At 47.0% G+C, this 16,035-nt stretch carries 9 protein-coding genes; 7 read left to right on the forward strand and 2 right to left on the reverse strand.

Annotation, left to right across the window (positions count from 1 at the left end; all coding sequences use genetic code 11):
- Nucleotides 1–348 precede the first annotated feature (348 nt).
- From AC3RCI_RS03775 to AC3RCI_RS03790, 4 genes are all read left to right on the forward strand, one after another.
- On the forward strand, nt 349–1,230 hold the full coding sequence (locus AC3RCI_RS03775; protein WP_095288492.1) for a diacylglycerol kinase: 882 nt from the start codon (nt 349–351) through the stop codon (nt 1,228–1,230).
- Nucleotides 1,231–1,380: 150 nt separating this feature from the next.
- Nucleotides 1,381–3,123, forward strand: a complete 1,743-nt coding sequence (rlmD, locus tag AC3RCI_RS03780; RefSeq protein WP_492527552.1) for a 23S rRNA (uracil(1939)-C(5))-methyltransferase RlmD — start codon at nt 1,381–1,383, stop codon at nt 3,121–3,123.
- Between the two features lie 1,037 nt (nt 3,124–4,160).
- Entirely contained in the window at nt 4,161–4,730 is a 570-nt protein-coding gene (locus tag AC3RCI_RS03785; RefSeq protein ID WP_492527553.1) for a TetR/AcrR family transcriptional regulator, read from the forward strand.
- A 14-nt stretch (nt 4,731–4,744) separates the two neighbouring features.
- Nucleotides 4,745–4,966 (forward strand): hypothetical protein, encoded by a 222-nt coding sequence (locus tag AC3RCI_RS03790; protein ID WP_492472914.1) that lies wholly within the window; start codon nt 4,745–4,747, stop codon nt 4,964–4,966.
- 212 nt (nt 4,967–5,178) lie between these two features.
- Here the strand turns inward: AC3RCI_RS03790 and AC3RCI_RS03795 are convergent, their stop codons facing one another.
- Together AC3RCI_RS03795 and AC3RCI_RS03800 are read right to left on the reverse strand one after the other, a co-directional pair.
- Nucleotides 5,179–6,945, reverse strand: coding sequence for a leucine-rich repeat domain-containing protein (locus AC3RCI_RS03795; protein ID WP_492527554.1), 1,767 nt, complete (start codon nt 6,943–6,945; stop codon nt 5,179–5,181).
- Nucleotides 6,946–7,228: 283 nt separating this feature from the next.
- The gene (locus AC3RCI_RS03800) at nt 7,229–8,110 is read right to left on the reverse strand and encodes a GNAT family N-acetyltransferase (protein ID WP_492527555.1); all 882 of its coding nucleotides are present in this window, start codon (nt 8,108–8,110) and stop codon (nt 7,229–7,231) included.
- A 423-nt stretch (nt 8,111–8,533) separates the two neighbouring features.
- Here AC3RCI_RS03800 and AC3RCI_RS03805 point away from each other — a divergent pair, with 423 nt between their 5' ends.
- The 3 genes from AC3RCI_RS03805 to AC3RCI_RS03815 all read left to right on the forward strand — a co-directional run bounded on the left by AC3RCI_RS03805 (nt 8,534) and on the right by AC3RCI_RS03815 (nt 15,919).
- Entirely contained in the window at nt 8,534–13,009 is a 4,476-nt protein-coding gene (locus AC3RCI_RS03805; protein WP_492527556.1) for an endo-1,4-beta-xylanase, read from the forward strand.
- A 335-nt stretch (nt 13,010–13,344) separates the two neighbouring features.
- On the forward strand, nt 13,345–14,244 hold the full coding sequence (cysD, locus tag AC3RCI_RS03810; protein ID WP_110755561.1) for a sulfate adenylyltransferase subunit CysD: 900 nt from the start codon (nt 13,345–13,347) through the stop codon (nt 14,242–14,244).
- Between the two features lies 1 nt (nt 14,245).
- Nucleotides 14,246–15,919, forward strand: coding sequence for a GTP-binding protein (locus AC3RCI_RS03815; protein ID WP_492527557.1), 1,674 nt, complete (start codon nt 14,246–14,248; stop codon nt 15,917–15,919).
- The last annotated feature ends 116 nt before the right edge of the window (nt 15,920–16,035 follow it).

The following is a 16,035-nucleotide window of genomic DNA, read 5'->3' on the forward strand; positions in this document are numbered from 1 at the left end:
AGAAAGGTTAAATTCTTGTCAGACGGGCAGAATGGGTGTCTATGAAATGGGTTAAATACAGTTGAAGAGAAAATCGCTGAATGTGTAAAATGAGAGGGAACCTGCTTGCTGGATAGCGTAAATACGTTACAGGCTAGGACATCTTCACATTTGATGATATGATAGAATATAAAGGCTCTGGAATGAGATGGAATTCCTTATGCATAGATATAGGTATGGATGAAGATTCGGGCAGGATTAACGGACGTGGGTGATCATGTAAAAGGTTCCCCGGTTGTGGACGCTCGCAAGTGAAAGAGAATGAGGTCGTTCAGACTCATGGATAATGTGGAATAGGTGGCGTATGAGATGAAAAAGGCTCGCTTAATATATAATCCGACCTCAGGCCGGGAAGAAATGAAGAAACGTCTAGCTGATGTGCTGCAGCGTTTGGATCAAGGTGGCATCGAAGCTTCAGTACACGCAACAACGGGTGAGGGAGATGCAACCCGTGAAGCGGAGCTGGCGATTGAACGTGGATATGACATGATTATTGCCGCAGGTGGCGATGGTACGCTGTACGAAGTCATCAACGGCATGGCCGAGCGGGAGAATCGTCCGCCGCTGGGTGTTTTCCCTTTGGGAACAACGAATGATTTTGCGCGTGCGCTCGGGATCCCAAGACAGTGGGAAGATTATGTGGATCTGGTCATTAATCAGCAGACCCGTCCGCTTGATCTGGGTAAGGCAAATGATAAATACTTCATTAATATTGCAGGCGGCGGCTCGTTGACCGAATTGACATATGAGGTGCCCAGCCGTCTAAAAACGATGATCGGACAGCTCGCCTATTATATGAAGGGCATCGAGAAAATGGCCAGTCTGTCTCCGCAGGAGCTAATTATCCGCGCGGCAGGCCAGGAAGAGATTCATGATGAATTCATGCTGTTCCTGATCGCCAATACAAATTCCGTCGGGGGCTTCGAGAAGCTTGCACCAGGCGCGACGATAGACGACGGAATGTTCGATGTCATCGGTGTGCGAAAATGTAATCTGGCCGACATGATCCGCCTCGTTACACTCGCGCTGCGCGGGGAACATCTGAACGATAAGAAGGTACTTCATTTCCAGACGGATTATATGGAAGTGACATCGCCAGGATACGTACAGCTGAACCTGGATGGGGAGCTTGGCGGTACTTTGCCTGCGACGTTCCAGAACCTGCAGCATCACCTACTGCTGTATCGTTAAGAGAATAGGTGGTGGCGCGGTGGGAGTGCGTTTTTCCAGTTGCCGTTTGCGTGGGGATCACGTATAATCTCAGGGTGAAATTGAAAAGATGAAGTGGAATGAACTCCCCATACGTGGGGTGATATATAAGAAGAAAGAAGTGAATGTACGTTGTCTAATACGAACCGCAGCGGTCGTGGAAAAAACCGCCGGAATTCGGCTGCCTCTCAGGGGCAAGGGAATGCGATGGCATCCCGTCAGCCAGGTAAATCATCTCGTCCATCATCACGTCAGCAAGGGAAAGAGGTGCGGCCACAAGGCGCATCTCTTTCTGCCGTTCGTCCGAAGGGACGTGGACGTGAATCCGCGCCAATCGAAGGACTTCCAGTCAGCAAAAACGAAGAGACCGTCATCGACATCATTGGCATGAACCATGACGGTGAGGGTGTAGGCCGTGCGAATGGATACACGCTCTTCGTGCAAGGTGCGCTCCCTGGTGAAACCGTCCGCGTACGCGTGATGAAGACCAAGAAGCAGTACGGCTATGCCAAGCTGCTTGAGATTGTGAAGGCGAGCCCGGATCGTGTATCCGCGCCGTGTCCGATCTACGATCAGTGCGGTGGCTGCCAGATTCAGCATATGAGCTATGCCGGACAGCTTGCGTGGAAGCGCCAGCTGGTGGTGGATAATTTGCAGCGGATCGGGAAGCTGAACGTGATGGTGGAGGATGCAGACGCTCAGGGTGATGAAGCGAACCAGAGGGAACGTTCTGATAATAGCGTGGGTCAGGAAGCTGAACCAGCTATTTCCGAAGAACAAGGGAACGGCAGCAATCGTATTCGTCTCCGGCTGGAAGGTGTCATGAACGAAGAAGCTGCTGCGCAAGGTATTCGTGTGCTGCCAACCATGGGTATGGACGAGCCGTGGCGTTATCGGAACAAGGCACAGGTGCCAATCGGCGTGACCGAGGGCGGCTTGGTGGGTGGATTTTATGCCAAAGGAAGCCATCGGATTATCGACATGGAGTCCTGCCTTATTCAGCATGAGCATAACGACGAAGTGGTAGCGAAGGTGAAGGAGATCGGCAGTCATCTCGGGATCAGCGCGTATAACGAAGAGACAGGGCGCGGTCTGCTGCGTCATGTGGTCGTGAAGAAGGCATTCCGCACAGGTGAGATGATGCTTGTTCTGGTCACCAATGGCCGGGATATCCCTCATAAGGATGAATGGATCGGAAGTATTCGTGAAGCGATCCCGCATGTGGCGAGCATCTGCCAGAACGTGAACAAGAAGCAAACGAATGTTATCTTCGGCGACGAAACCCGCGTCCTGTGGGGCCGTGATGTAATCTACGATTATATCGGGGATGTGCAGTTTGCCATCTCTCCGCGTTCGTTCTACCAGGTCAACCCAGTACAGACGGAAGTGCTGTATGGTAAGACAGTAGAATATGCTGGGCTGAGCGGCAAAGAGACCGTCATTGATGCCTATTGCGGCATCGGTACGATCTCTCTTTTCCTCGCGCAGCATGCGGATCAGGTGTACGGGGTGGAGATTGTGCCTGAAGCCATCGAAGACGCTCGCAGCAATGCGCTGTTGAATGAGATGAAGAACGTGAAGTTCGAAGTAGGTGCATCGGAAGATGTCATCCCGCGTTGGAAAGAGCAAGGCATCGAAGCCGACGTCATCGTTGTCGATCCGCCGCGTAAAGGCTGCGATCCACGCTTGCTGGATACAATCCTGGAAATGAAGCCGGAGCGCGTGGTATACGTGAGCTGTAACCCAAGCACCTTGGCACGTGATCTGCGTGTGCTGGAGGATGGCGGTTATCGGACGGTGGAGGTAACGCCAGTGGACATGTTCCCGCATACGGTGCACGTGGAGTCGGTGGCGATGTTGGTCAGGAAAGTGTAACCAACAATTAAACCCGTGATATTCGTAATAAACCTCTGCTAAAAATCGAATAAAGATGTGATAACAACGGACACGGGATGCAAATGCCCCATCAATTTATGTCTCCAACCGTCCTACAATTGTAACGACGAAGCCGACCGATCTTCAGGCATTCCACCTGATCCTCGCTCGGCTTTTCTTTTCCCCAGGCTCGCTTTCTACGAAGCCTCAGATGCCATCTAAACCTTTCTTCAGGCTCTTCTTCCTGCATATAAAATAACTGCAATGCCGCATCAGACCTGGATTTCTCAGGCTTCTCCTCGCTCTTTTTCTCCCGCTTTAAATGCTTCCCAGATCTCTCTCCGCATCTATAATTAGCTCATTACCTGGCTTTGTTTCCTGCTTGCAGTAGTCCTTGAACTGTCCCTAATCCCTATCTTTTTCCCTTGCCTTTCCCTTGCACTGTTGTCACGACATTATTCAGATTATAATAAAGTTGTGATACAAAAAGTTGAGTCAAAAGTGGAGAAAAACACGGTTTTGTAGCATGACTTTATTTATGAGGGCAACGGTGGAATGCGGGTTTGAGGGCTGTTATTTGGCAGGAGTTTATTCATACTGAACAGAAAGACTAATAGTTGAGGTGTATTGGCGGAAATAGTAAAGAGGGGTGGCGAACTCCTCTTTTTTGTTGAATTTATGTCGATTCTTGATTAATCTATAACCGTAATTCGGCGGTCATGGGAATACATCTATTGAATATTCAATAAGGCGTTCTTGCTTCAACTGCCGCTGTGATTGTCTGTTTATCTTTCCGCTTTAGACTACTCCAATCACGCTTACCGTTGGTAACGCTTTTGAGCAAGCATCGAAGACCTGTGAACTCGTTTGTATTGGGAATGCGCAGTAATATACGCTCCAACGGTAAGGATCGTTCATCAGGGCGGTTTTTCTTAATGTATTTTGAAAGATGATATTCAATTAATAAATAAGTTGACAAATTAGTACGATCGTACTAATATCGTTACTACGACCGTACTTACGCGAGGTGGGCCTAAGTGGATAAAAAAAATCAGATCATAAATGCTGCCTTAGAATTAATTATTGAAGGGGGATTTTCAAATTTTTCTGTCGGGAAAGTTGCAAATAAACTTAATATGAGCAAAGGTGTATTCACGTATCATTTTCCTACAAAAGACTCACTATTAAGATCAATGGTTGTAAGTTTTTATGAAGAAGCAACCGAATATATGCAACAGCATATACGAATCGATAAAAACGCTATTGATACCTTAGATAGTTATATCGAATCATGCTTATTTTTCGCAGCTAAAAAAAATAAACAAACGATCGCAGTAACTGACATTATTTTAAATGGTCGTACACAAGATGGTGAACGCCTGTTTAAAGAAGGTGACGATAGCATATATAAACCTCTAATGGAAATATTCAAATATGGGCAGGAAACCGAAGGGATTTTCAGAGATTTCTCACACGATATTATGGCTAGAAGCGTGAGAAGTGTTATCGACTCTATAGCATTAGCAATTGCTAAAGATGAAATCGAAAATGTCGAGCAAGCGGTTAGCGAGGTAAAAATGATTTTCAATGCCGCTACACTAAAATAACCGGAGGTATGAAAATGAAGGTTTTCTTGAGAATTTTAGCAATGGTATTTTTGGTTGCATCAGCACAGCAATTAATCAGAGGGGTATGGTCAGGCCTTTTTGGGCATGGTTATGATTTTTCGGCATTTGGTCTATCTAGCATAGTGGTGTTAGTTGCTTCAATCGTGTTGATATTAATAAGTCTGTTTCTATTTCGTGTTACAGAACCTTACTTTAAGAATGGAAATAAGGATTAATTATTATATTCTCTATTTACTTGCAATCACTTGACCTATTCCGCTTGTTTTACAGTAAGCACTCGACACATGTGGAGTCGGTGGCGATGTTGGTTAGAAGCTAAACATAAACAGAAGGGGTTCGAGAATTCATATATGATTCTCGAACCCCTTCTTGTCTTTGTTTTAATACCATCCATTAATTTGTGAGTAATTCTGGAGTGAGACGGTAATTAATATACGTGCACACCCGTACCAAGCACGGATTTGTTTTGTACGGAATTACCGGATAGATATACCTTTTGCAGATTAGGCAGCTGGCTTAGGGTCTCGATATTGGAAATGGCATTGTTCTCGAGATGAAGCTCTTCTATGGCCTGCCAGTTACTCATAAATTCGAGAGAAGCCAAATTGCTGTCTTGCAGAGTGAAGGAACGCAGAGCGGACAGTTTGGCAAAGTAAGGCATCATTTGGTCAACCTCAGAAACAGAGGTATTATTTATGCTGAAATACGGCTGCTCTAAGGTCAAATGTTCAAGCACGATATTCTCCGCGGCCGCCTTTTGTTCGAAGTTCAGCCGGCACTCGGAGCACATCAGAGATTTGACCTGTTTCAAACGAAATAAAGCATCGCTCTCCTGATATAGTGACGAGTCGTAAATGTATAGGGCCTCCAGGCTGGACAAGCGGTCCAGGGCGCCAAGACCGGTTACTTCACTGACCTCCGAGAGGGAGAGTTGCTTAAGTTTCGGAAATTTCCCCAGCGCTGCCAAATTCAACTCTCCGCTTCCGCCACGGAGCGTCAGGCTGGTTGCGGCGGGCGCATTCAGCCCGGGGAGAAAGGAGCTCGGAATTTCCACTCGCTCTACTTTAGGCAGTGTCAGGACTTCTGCATTCTCGTAATAGCCGGACAACGTTAAATCTCGCAGCGATGAGAGGGTGTTGATGGGTTTGACCGAGCTGAGCTTGCTTAGAGAAGCCAGGCGTAGTTTCGTGATGGAGGCCTTGCCGGTCAGGGGCTTCAGACTGGAGAAGTTTACATTTTCAATATCTAACGTTTGTAGAGCAGGCATATTTTGCACAAAGTCGATGGACTTTACATTCGTTAAAAAGGACAACTGGAGCTCCTGAAGCTGAGTTAAGGCGTACAGCGGCTGCAGGTCTGTGGCTTCACTGTAATTGATGGACAGGGAAGTCAGCCCGGTCATAGACGACAACCATCCCAGTTCATTGGTATAGGTGAGCGACAGGGACTTGAGCGGCAGTTTGTTCAACAAAGAAAAATCCGTTACCGATTCATCCACATAGGTAATGGATAACGAGTTCAGATTAGGGAATTCCAACAGCAGGGCCAATTCCTGATTGCTTCGTAACTGGGTAGAGAGGTGCGTAACTTTGGACTTGTCACCAAAGAAGTCAGAAAACGTGCTGAAAGATTCGTTAAAAGCGCCTCCGTAGCTTTTTAATCCGGACATATGAGCAAACGTGGTTTGGTTCGACTGGGAGATTTCATAGGTATTCGTCAGGTCCAACGCCGTCAGTCCCTTAAAAGCTTCAAAATCTCGCTGTTCAATCTGCTGGCTATTCAGTTTTTTGTCCTGAGTAACATACGTAATCTTCTCGGCCTGTTCATCGCTGAAGGGATCGGAGAGGCTATATGTAAACTTCCACTGATCATTCTCCGAACGCTCTACGGTTAAATAGCGAAGGCGAGCCAATTCCTTCTCTGTTGGCAGGGCAGATCCTTTATCGAAGATATCTCGCAAAAAGGAGAGCAGAACCTCGCTTTCAGGCATCTTCCGCACAGGCAGATTGGCTTCTGCTTGGGGATGAGTGGAGCTGACGCTGTAATAAAAATAAGTGCCGATGGCCCCGGTTAGGAGCAGCATCAATATCAGCAGCAGCCTTACAGAGACGTTCAGCTTCGGTGCTGTTTTTGGGGGTGTTCCGTGGTAATGATTAATGGTCTGGTCCACGTAATAGACATGATTTTGCTTCAATAATAGCTCTGTTTCACAATAGGGACACTTTAATATCTCACCCTCTTTGTATTCAATTCTTCCGTTGCAATTGGGACAGTTTAACGGGATAAAAGCCACAAATGTCCCCTCCTTCATTATGATGGTCGTGAGATCATGCTGAACGGTCAGCTAATTGCATTATACCTTGTGAATTTACGTTTGATGAGAGAAAGAAGTTTCGAATAGCGAAGGAGCAGGGAAACCCTGCTCCTCTTTGATCTTTTTAAAGTACGGTTGGTTGTGGGCATGATTACATAAGTCATTAAGCGATCGAAGTAATTGGATGTTTAACTTGCACAGGGTAGAGAAGTTCACCAGGGGTTTTGACAAATAAGCCGTCATTGGTGAGGGTACTTTTTAGAACGAGATGTTCTGTTGCATCGGGTGTAAAATGGAAGGTTATTGTCTCCGTATCCTCATCTGCAATCTCATGTAAAATATCGATCATATGGATTTCGTTTAAACCAATAACATCGAAGAGGTCAATATGATTGTCTTCCTTCTGATAAATCACGATGACATTTTTATTTTCCAAATGATAAGTATCGTTACTGAACACATTCAGGCAGTAATACATGAGTATGCCTTGAGTCTGGGCGGTTCCGAAATGTTGCGAAACAGGTAGCCTTTCGGATGCAAATTTAAGAATAAGGCGTAAATCCTCCGCGTTAGTAACATCGAGCTTCCGAAGATTCGCAGGCTCGGGTAATTTTTTTGCCTTATAATCCATTGAAAAAAGATGTTCTTCCACCGGTTTAAACCCAAACTTTGGATAGAAATCAAGCACGGATTCATTGGCAAAAAGGTACATTAGATCGTACTTATTGTCGTATTCCTTTAAAATCTTGTTCATTAAACGAGTGGATAGTCCTTTCCCTCGATAATGGGGATGTGTCATCACCGTGCCGATTTGAATTGCTTTTTTCTTCTCCCCGTGAATGATGAGTTCAATGATGTTAACAGAAGCGTTGGCAATAACCTGGTCTCTATCTACAAATGAAAAAGGTATGTATCCTTCTCCCCAGAACCCTTGTTGGTACCAATTTTCAAATTTTAAATCAAAAGTGTTAGCAGCAAGTTCGAAGAAACTCTTTCGAAGGACTTCATTGTTTTTATAATCCTTCTTAAATATAAATTCCTGCATTCTATGCCCCCCCTTAATGCTCAAAAGTGACTGTCTGTATATTATTGGTATTATCTAGTACATAACCTGATATATCAAGCATCGAATTCACGGAAACGCTTGACTGTGGATTTGATGTATTTGATAGAGATTGATCATGATATTGAACATAACAATTTCGTGACGAGTAATGAATCAACGTTTCAGCTTATAAAGCATATCGAGTCTATCTACCACTGCCTGATCAGCGGAAGCGAAGAGCATGACCATACCCATATCAGAATTGGTACAGTTCTGTAAAAAACTAAGATTCACCTTTAATTTGGAGTAAGAATTCTCTTCCATGAAGTGGTATTATCTGGTGAGAAAGGAGGCTGGTTACAGTAAATTATGTAAGCGCTTTACATGGTTTATAAAAAATTTGGTATGGGGGGAAGGCTTCGAATGAGGAAATCATTTAAGCAGGTCGTTTCCGGGTTACTCGCAGTGGCTCTGCTTCTTCCGGGCGGCTTGACGGCTTCGAAAGTTAGTGCAGCAGATCCAGCAGCATCTAATTCACAGATTGTCTATCAGGAAACATTCCAGAATGGTCAAGGCAAAGCAACTCAATCCGGCGGTGCCCAGCTGGAAGCTGTCACAGACAAGTCATTTGAGGGCAATGATGATGGAGCAGCGCTAAAAGTCAGTAACCGATCCAAAAACTATGATGGTGTGGATCTTGCATTCACCGATCTTGGTTTGACCGATGGCCAAGAGTATTCTGTAACCGCTTCCGTTTATGTCGATACTGATGCCAACCCACCTGCAGACGGGAAAGCCGTTCTGGAAATTGTAAGCAATAAGGGCGTTGATGGATCTGAGGCATACACTGGAATTAGCTCTGCTGACTTTATAGCCGGCCAAGGCATTACGCTAAGCGCTGATCTCTCCGTTAACAGTGTGGACAAGACAGCTCTGCGAATCAAGTCTGATGAAGCAGGTAAGGGTGTCTCTTTCTATATTGGAGATATCACGATTACCCAGGCAGCAGCACCTGTCGAACCCACGGTAGTGCTTAACCAAAGTTTTGAGGACGGCAGTACTGGTGGTTGGGGCAAGCTGGGTTGGGGATCAAGCGGCGATACTGCGGTCGTTGACGACGTAGCCTCCGAAGGTACGAAGTCTCTGAAGTTCTTCAATCGGGCCGATGAGAAAGCCGTTCCTGCCCTCGTACTTACAGGCAAGATGAAATCCGACCGTAAGTACGATATCTCCCTCAAGGTTAGACTCGGTTCTGGTGAAGGCCAGTTCCATCTGGCTTCCAAGATCGATTCTGAAATCCTAGCGGATGATCAGAAGTATCCTTGGATTATTGGGAACAAACTTGTAAACGCTTCCGAATGGACTTTATTTGAAACCAAAGGCTATGAAGTGCCTTCTAAAACAAGTGAGGTCATCATCTATGTTGAACCATCAAACAATTCGTTAACCTCCGATATTTACATTGACGAAGTTATCATCACAGATGTGACCCCTGGTGAAACCGCACCAGAGATTGTGGATAAAACAGGAATCACTGCAGACTTTGAGAGTGGTCTGGATGGATTCAAAGCACGCAACGGCCGTGAAACGGTAGTCCTATCCCAAGAAGCGAATCATACACCTGACGGCAAGCAAAGCTTGCTTGTAACGACTAAGGCGCAATATGATGCAGCCTTGGTTGATGCTACAGGTAAAATGGCGAAGAATCATGAATATGAGCTGTCTGCATGGGTGAAAATGGCACCAGGCGAGGCGCCTACAACACTTCGTATTAGTGTTCAATATGCGGAGAGTGGCTATGCGAACGTTTCACAAAATGCAACCGTTACAGATCAAGAGTGGGTACATCTAACAGGGAAGTATACACTCACGACGACTCCAAGCGTACTCAATGCGTATATTGAAACGGCAAATGACGATGGTGGGAACCGTACCTTCTTCCTGGATGATTTTGCTCTAAAATATGTGGGTCCTGTAACTGCAGCACCTCCGATTCAAGAGGACCTTCCTGATCTGAAGGAGGTTTACAAGGATCATTTCCTGATCGGTAACATTGTTAATCCGGCGACCTTTGACGAGACCCGGCTCAAGCTGCTGACGAAGCATCACAATGTCGTCACGTTTGAGAATGATATGAAGCCGGATTATGCATACAACACGGATAGACAATTTGATTTCACCGCAGAAGATGCCCTTGTCAAAAGAGTACAGGATGCAGGCCTTGATCTGCACGGTCACGTGCTCGTATGGCATGCGCAGTCTCCTACATGGCTGCATACGGCAGCAAACGGTGAACCTTTGAGCCGTGAAGAAGCTCTGACGAACCTGAGAACACATGTTAAAACGGTCGTTGAACACTTTGGTGACAAAGTCATTTCCTGGGACGTTGTTAACGAAGCCATGAACGACAACCCGGCTAATCCGCAAGATTGGGAAAATGCATTGCGTAATTCCGGCTGGTTACAGGCTATCGGCCCTGACTTTCTTGAGGAGGCATTTCTTGCAGCCAAAGAAGTCATCGACGAGAATGGCTGGGACATCAAGCTTTACTACAATGATTACAACGATGACAACCAGAATAAATCTACAGCAATCTACAGCATGGTGAAAGAGATCAATGAAAATTACGCGAAAGATCACCCTGGCGAGAAACTGATTGATGGCATCGGCATGCAAGCCCACTACAATCTGGGCACGAGATTGGATAATGTGAAGATGTCACTCGAACGTTTCATTTCCTTGGGTGTGGAGGTCAGTGTCACCGAATTGGACATTATGGCAGGCACGAACTCTGCAATCACTGAAAAAGAAGCGAAGCAGCAGGCTTATCTGTATGCCTCATTGATGGATCTCTATAAGAAGAACAGCGAGCATATTCCGCGTGTTACTTTCTGGGGATTAAATGACAGCACGAGCTGGAGAGCCGAGCAGAATCCAACTTTGTTTGACAAGGATTTTCAAGCCAAAGAGGCCTTCTACGGGGTCGTTGATCCGGAGAAGTACCTGGCAGAACATCCACCCGAAGAGCTTGATTACAAGAAATCAACTGCCTTCTATGGGACACCATCGCTTGATGGCTCTGTAGACAGCATATGGAGCAAAGCTCCTGAGTTAAAACTGGATACGAAGCAAATGGCGTGGTCCGGTGCAACAGGAACGGCAAGAGTACTGTGGGATGACGACAATCTCTATGTGCTCGCGCAAGTCAGAGACGATCAACTGAACAAGACCAATCCAAATGTATGGGAGCAGGATTCCGTCGAAGTATTCGTCGATGAGAATAACGGCAAAACGTCCAGCTTCCAGGATGATGATGGACAATACCGAGTGAACTTCGAGAACCTTGCTACCTTTAATCCAGCAGAAATCGCAGCAGGTTTCGAATCCAAAGTCGCTGTTTCCGGTACCAACTACACGGTCGAGATGAAAATTCCATTCAAAAAGGTGAAGCCTGCGAATAATGCGAAGATCGGCTTCGATGCGCAGATTAATGATGCCAAAGACGGCAACAGAATCAGCGTAAACGCATGGAATGATGCATCCGGTCAAGGTTACCAGGATACGTCCGTATTCGGTGAATTGACGCTCACGGGCAAACCTTCTCCAGGAGGAAACGACGGTGGCGGCAACAACGGTGGAGGGAACAACAGTGGAGGCAACAACGGTGGCGGGAATAATGGTGGCAGCAGTGGCGGATCGAACTCCGGTACTACTCCGCAGCCTCAACCACAGCTTCCAGGCAGCGACTCGGCAATTGTGCCAGTAGTTAAAGTCGAAAATGGAACAGCCACAGCAACCATTTCAAGCGACAGCCTGAATAAAGCGATTGAACAAGCTTCTCCAAGTGCAAATGGCAAGAAGCAGGTTAACATTGAAGTGCCGAAGCAGGCGAATGCCCAATCCTATGTGATGCAGCTGCCAACTTCAAGCCTGCAGAGCAACAATAATGTTGAGTTTGTACTTAAGACAGAGCATGCAGCACTTCAAATTCCGTCCAACATGCTGTCTAACCTTACGGAACAAGCGGATCAAGTCTCTATTCAGATTAGCAAAGTCTTGGCAGATCGCTTGAGTGCAGAAGTCCGCGCCAAAGTGGGCAGCCGTCCGGCGATCGACCTTAGCATCAAAGCTGGGGACCGTGTGCTGGCCTGGAATAATCCAGCAGCGCCTGTAACGGTATCAGTGCCGTATACACCTGCTGGCCAAGAACTTGCCAATGCACATCAACTGGTGGTCCTGAATATTGACAGTCAAGGAAAGGCAGCAGTCGTACCGAACGGACGATATGATGCTAAATCCGGATCGGTTGTGTTCAAGACAACAGAATTCAGCACGTATGCCGTAGCCTACGTAACGAAGTCTTTTGCCGATGTACAGCATGTCCTGTGGGCAAAAGAAGCCGTTGAAGCAATGGCTGCTCGCGATATTATTAAAGGCATTTCGGATGAGAGCTTCGCTCCAGCAGCTACCATCACGAGAGCTGACTTTATCACCCTGCTGGTGAGAGCCCTTGAATTGAAGGGCAAGGACACGAACACGTCAGCCTTCAGTGATGTACAGCCTACTGCTTACTATGCACAGGCCGTGGCCATTGCCAAGGAGCTGGGGATCGCCTCTGGATTTGAAGACAACACATTCAAACCAGGCAGCAGCATTTCCCGTCAAGACATGATGGTTCTTACAGCGAAAGCCCTGAAAGCAGCAGGTAAGTCATCTGTCGGCAGCGGAAATCTGGCTTCGTATTCCGATGCTGCGAGTATTTCTACTTATGCGGTGGATAGTGTAACTTCCCTCGTAGGAAGCGGAATCGTCAACGGAAAAGGTGGCAAAATCGCACCAACTGAATCATTGACCCGTGCTGAAGCAGCGGTGATTCTGTCCCGCATCTGGAACATGTAAGTGATTGTAAAGGAAATTTTGGAATAACGAGGCAACTCATTAAAGCTGCTGTCTGTACTTTACAGACGGCAGCTTTTTTCAAATCCCATGGCCCTCTCGATCATGATTGTAATATAGATCGTTAACCAACCAATTCCAGTTGCAGTTCAGCAAAAATCATTCGTTTAAGCGATTTATGATAGGAGGGAGCCGCTACTCCATGCTGAATATTGTCGATCCAACACATAGACATCATAAATTTTACTTTTTTCCACTTTGCAATAAAGATGGAATCTGATAGGATAAGTTTATAAATACGATGGTTTTAGTGAGGATTAAAAGGAGGCCGCCTTGCCATGCAAGAACTAACACATCTGGATCAACTTGAGGCTGAAGCGATATACATTATCAGAGAAGTAGCAGCGGAGTGCGAGAAACCGGTCATGTTATATTCCATCGGCAAGGACAGCTCGGTCATGCTGCACTTGGCCCTAAAGGCTTTTTACCCCGAGAAGCCGCCATTCCCATTCATGCATATCGATACAACCTGGAAATTTAAGGAAATGATAGAGTTCCGCGATCGAAAGGCGAAGGAATTTGGTATCGAGATGATCGTGCACTCTAATGAAGAGGCTATTCAACAAGGAATCAACCCTTTCGACCATGGTTCCGCATATACCGACATTATGAAAACCACAGCCCTGAAGCAGGGATTGGATAAATACGGATTCACGGTTGCGTTCGGTGGCGGAAGACGTGATGAGGAGAAGTCGCGTGCGAAGGAGCGGATTTTCTCCTTCCGGAACAAGAACCACTCGTGGGACCCGAAGAACCAACGTCCGGAGATGTGGAAGCTGTTCAACACACGAATCAACAAGGGTGAGAGCATTCGAGTCTTTCCGCTGTCCAACTGGACTGAGAAGGATATCTGGCAATACATTCGTCGGGAGAACATCGATATTGTTCCGCTGTACTCCGCAGACGTAAGACCGATCGTTAATCGTGACGGGCATATCATCATGGTGGATGACGAGCGGATGAAGCTTGAGCCTGGCGAGAAGGTAGAGATGAAGAAGATTCGCTTCCGCACGTTGGGTTGTTACCCGCTCACGGGCGGAGTCGAGTCCGATGCCGTTACGCTGGATGAGATCATTGAGGAGACATTGGGTGCGTTATCCTCCGAACGGACCAGTCGGGTTATCGATCAAGAAGCAGCGGGAAGCATGGAACGACGCAAACGGGAGGGCTATTTCTAACATGAAGAGTCTACTTAAATTCATTACCTGCGGAAGTGTGGATGACGGCAAGTCCACGCTGATCGGACATATGCTCTATGACGCCAAGCTGCTGTTCGCCGATCAAGAGCGCGCGCTTGAGCTCGATAGTCGATTGGGAAGCCGAGGCGGCAAAATCGACTACTCATTGCTCCTCGATGGTTTGCTGGCCGAACGCGAACAAGGGATTACTATTGATGTGGCTTATCGTTATTTTACGACGTCTCATCGTTCCTTCATCGTGGCTGACACACCGGGACACGAGGAGTATACGCGCAACATGGCTGTAGGTGCTTCCTTTGCCGATCTAGCCATCATTCTGGTGGACGCTACAAAAGGCATCATTACCCAAACCAAGCGCCATGCCCGGATCTGCGCCCTGATGGGGATCAAGCATCTCGTATTAGCTGTGAACAAGATGGATCTGGTTGGCTTTGATCAGGGGACATTCGAGGCTATTAAGGAAGAGTTCATCCAAACGACGGCCGAATTCCAAATCAAGAGCATTCAGGTCATTCCCGTGTCTGCTACGGAAGGGGACAACATCACAACTAAGTCGCCAAATAGCCCTTGGTACGAAGGGTTAGCTTTATTGCCGTATCTGGAAAATATAGATGTTCATACTACCGATGATACGAAGCCTTTCATGATGCCGGTTCAGCGTGTAAGCAGACCGGACCATACGTTCCGTGGGTTCCAGGGCCAGATCGAGGCTGGAAAGGTTTCGGTCGGAGACGAACTCATGACGCTGCCAAGTCGGGAAAAAGCAAAGGTTAAGCGGATTTTGGTGACGGACCAGGCTCAGGATTCGGCTTATGCTGGCCAACCGGTTACGATACAACTGGACCGCGAAGTTGATGTCTCGCGGGGCTGCGTGCTCACGACGGACAATCAAGTCCAAGAAGCAGACAGCTTCGCTTCTACGATCCTGTGGATGGACGATTCTGTTCTGACTCCGGGCAAGCATTATTGGGTCAAGGTCGGAACGAAGACTCTTCCAGGCACTGTAACCGCAATTACCCATAAAGTTGACATTAACACGGGCCAGACCGTTCCGGCGGATCAGATTGTTAAGAACGAATTGGCCAAGTGTGAATTCACGCTGTCGGATCAGATCGTCTTCGATTCCTTTGAACACAATAAGAGCATCGGAGGGTTTATCCTCATTGATCGTGTCACCAACATGACGTCCGCTTGCGGAGTCATTGATCAAGCGCTGAAGGGAGACAGCCGATTTGCCACGCTGGATACGGGGATCACGAGAGAGGTTCGCGCCCAGCAGAAAGGACAATCTCCGCTCACGGTCTGGTTTGCTGGCTCGGATACGGTAGCTCTCGCCAAGGAAGTGGAGAAGCGACTAGTGTCATCCGGTTACCATACCATGCTGCTTGAGAGCGTCAGTGGAGAAACGCTCCGCGGCACGGCGGAGATGGCAAAGGTGTTGAACGACGCCGGCCTGATCTCACTGGTATCCCATGATTCTATCAGTGCGGGCGAACTTGAGACAGCCCGAGAGATCATTGGGGGCAAAGGATTTATCGAAATTAACGCGGATGAGATCGGCGGAATTTCCATCCAGGATGCCGCGAAATCTGTGGTTAAACGAGTCGTGCAATCCATTATCGATCACAGTCCTTCGAATAACTACGACATTTAATAAGCATGTCAGATACAGCGGTTGCCGATCAGGCAGCCGCTTGTTTGTTTAAGATTAATGAGCAGTTAAAAGTCTGGGAATTCTTATGTAAGAATCGGTGTGAAAAAAATATAAAG

Source organism: Paenibacillus sp. MT124 (assembly GCF_058792755.1).

Excerpts from the sequence above, each read along its gene's own strand:
- AC3RCI_RS03815 (WP_492527557.1), top strand. The coding sequence starts at position 14,246 with ATGAAGAGTCTACTTAAATTCATTACCTGCGGAAGTGTGGATGACGGC.
- AC3RCI_RS03775 (WP_095288492.1), top strand. The coding sequence starts at position 349 with ATGAAAAAGGCTCGCTTAATATATAATCCGACCTCAGGCCGGGAAGAA.
- AC3RCI_RS03805 (WP_492527556.1), top strand. The coding sequence starts at position 8,534 with ATGAGGAAATCATTTAAGCAGGTCGTTTCCGGGTTACTCGCAGTGGCT.
- cysD (WP_110755561.1), top strand. The coding sequence starts at position 13,345 with ATGCAAGAACTAACACATCTGGATCAACTTGAGGCTGAAGCGATATAC.
- AC3RCI_RS03800 (WP_492527555.1), bottom strand. The coding sequence starts at position 8,110 with ATGCAGGAATTTATATTTAAGAAGGATTATAAAAACAATGAAGTCCTT.
- AC3RCI_RS03790 (WP_492472914.1), top strand. The coding sequence starts at position 4,745 with ATGAAGGTTTTCTTGAGAATTTTAGCAATGGTATTTTTGGTTGCATCA.